This is a genomic window from Protofrankia sp. Cr1, from assembly GCF_963555865.1.
Taxonomy (GTDB): domain Bacteria; phylum Actinomycetota; class Actinomycetes; order Frankiales; family Frankiaceae; genus Protofrankia.
In genome coordinates this window covers 23058-25781 of record NZ_CAUVXO010000036.1, presented here as the reverse complement: position 1 = coordinate 25781, position 2724 = coordinate 23058, and the positions used below count along the sequence as shown (strand labels likewise).

The following is a 2724-nucleotide window of genomic DNA, read 5'->3' as shown; positions in this document are numbered from 1 at the left end:
CGCGACGCCGGCGGATCTTCCGGGCGGCGGGGGCGCGCCACGCGGGGCCGTGGTATGCCCCGGTCGGTGCCGGGCTCGGACGCGGGCGTCCGGCCGACGACGTCACCCTCGACACGGTCACCGCCGACACGGTCACCGCCGACACGGTCACCCCTGACACGGTCATCGTCGATGACTTCACCCTCGATGACGCGGTGCGGGTCATCTCCCATTCCAGGGCGCCGACGGGAGCCGGCTAGCCGGTCCATGGTCGACTCGGCGAGCGTCTTGGCCAGTTTCACCCGTCGGATCATCCCTCGCGGCGATGACAGCGCAGAAGACGCGCCGATCATGACCTGGAAGGTCCGGTCGCTGCCGCGCCAGTGCTCGCGCAGGATGGCCTCGCCCGCGCCCAGCTGAAGGCGACGGAACGCGAAAGCCACGAGCGCAATGTCGTCCAGCTGACCCACGACGGGAATCAGGTTCGTCAGCCGGTTGCGCGGCGAGACCAGATAGGCGAGGGATGCCGCAGCCTCCATCTTGGCCGACTGCGACACCCGCGGGTCGACGAGAACCCGCCGCAACATCACCACGAGATCGGGCACGAACGTCGCGATCTCGCGGCCGACCTCCCGTGCGGCGTCCTTGTCCAGCGAGACCATGGGCTTCCTCCGAAACGACGGCGGGACCAGGCGGGTCATGCTGGTACCCGGCCCAGTACAAGATCCGAACCGGCACAACATGATGTCCGGCGCCATCGTAGGCGACGAAACGCGCGTCCGAACCGCCCCGGACCGGTCACCGACCCCGTCGCCGGATCAGTGGACGCGAAAGCCGCGCCGGGTCTTGCGACCGAGATAACCTGCCTTGACAAGGTGTTCAAGCAGGGGCGCCGGGGCGTATCCGGGCTCCCGGAACTCCAGGTACAGCGTGCGCACAATGGCAAGCGTCACGTCCAGGCCTACGACGTCGGCGAGCTCGAACGGCCCCATCGGATGAGCGCAGCCGACCTTCATCGCCGTGTCGATGGCCTCGACATCCGCGTAATGCGCCTCCAACATCCTCACGGCGTCGTTGAGATACGGGAACAGCAGCGCGTTGACGATGAACCCGGCACGGTCCGCACAGAGCACCGGATGTTTGCCGGCCGCCCGCGCGACCTCCAGAACCGTCGCGGTGACGTCGTCGGCGGTCAGAACGGTCGGCACGATCTCCACCAACCGCATCACCTGGGCCGGGTTGAACCAGTGCATCCCCACCACATCCTGGGGACGCGACGTGGCGGTCGCACACTCGATCACCGGCAGAGACGACGTGGTGGTCGCGAGGATCGCCCCGGGTCGGGCGATCGCGTCGATCTCGGCGAACAGGGCTCGCTTGACCTCGAGATCCTCCACGACCGCCTCAATGATGAGGTCACAGTCTGCGAACGTGGCAAGATCGGTCGTGGCCCGCACCCGCGCGAGGGTCGCGGCCCGCTCATCCAGGGTGATCCGGCCCTTGGCGACCGCCTTGTCCAGCGACCACTCGAGTTTCTTGCGGACGTCGGCGATCTTCGCTTGGCCGCGCGCACGCAGGACCACGTCATAGCCGGAGCGGGCAGCGACCTCGATGATCCCGCTGGCCATGGTTCCGGTACCGATGACACCGATCGTGCGCACCGGTCGGGTCGGCGCGCCCGATCGGCGGGTCCCGGTCCCGGCTGCGGTCCCGGACGCGGAGGACATGACGGAGTCCGATGTCACGGCATCGACGATCTCGGATGAATCGGGAGCCGCGTAGGTGTAGAAGCCGCGGCCGGTCTTGCGACCGAGCATCCCGGCGGTGACCAGTTGCTTGAGTAGGGGCGCCGGAGCGTGCAGGTGGTCCCGGGATGTGTGGTAGATCGAATCGAGGATCTCGTACGCGGCGTCGAGGCCGATCAGATCCAGCAACGCCAACGGGCCCATCGGATGACCGCAGCCGAACCGCATGGCCGCATCGATGTCCTCACGGGTGGCGTAGTGGGCCTCCAGCATCCGCACGGCATTGTTGAGGTAGCCGAACAGCAGGGCGTTGGCGATGAAGCCGGCCCGGTCCCCGGCGACAACGGCGGTCTTGCCGACCTTCGTGACCAGCATCTCAAGATCCGCCAACACCGCCGGGTCCGTCACCACCGTACGGATGATCTCTACAAGGCCCATCACCGGCGCCGGGTTGAACCAGTGGGTGCCGACGACCCGCGAGGGCCGGGACGTGCCGGCGGCCAGCTCGGTGATCGACAGTGAACTCGTGTTCGTCGCGATGATCGTTCCGGACGGACACAGTGCGTCCAACTCGGCGAGAACCGCCCGCTTGTCCTCAATCCGCTCGGGCACCGCCTCGACGACCAGCCCACAGGCCGCCACAGCCGACAGGTCGGTGCCGGCGTGGATCCGGCCGAAGAGCGCGTCCCGGTCGGCCTCGGTCAACTTGCCGCGGCTGACCGCCCGGTCGGTGGAGTGGCGGATGTGGCCGAGCCCCCGGGCGAGTGTCTCGTCGTTGAGCTCGACGCCCACCACGTCGATGCCGGCGCGGGCAAGGACCTCAGCGATCCCCGCGCCCATGGTGCCGAGTCCGACAACTCCGACCTTCGCGAAGTCCTGGGCCATGCCGACCACCCCTCTCGTCGCTGTGTCCATGCCCGCTGGCGGTGCGCGAGATACTCTCAGATCTTTGGCGCACAAGCGCACGATCGCCATCCGACGTGGCATCCATGAGAAACCG

2 protein-coding genes are annotated in these 2724 nt (G+C 68.0%); both read right to left on the bottom strand.

From position 1 onward, the window contains the following. Nucleotides 1-641 (bottom strand): YkvA family protein (locus U9980_RS05810; RefSeq protein WP_322766997.1); only part of this gene is annotated, 641 nt, incomplete at its 3' end. A gap of 156 nt (nucleotides 642-797) precedes the next feature. Then, complete coding sequence (locus U9980_RS05805) at nucleotides 798-2609, bottom strand: 3-hydroxybutyryl-CoA dehydrogenase (protein WP_322766996.1); 1812 nt, start codon at nucleotides 2607-2609, stop codon at nucleotides 798-800. Between the last annotated feature and the right edge of the window lie 115 nt (nucleotides 2610-2724).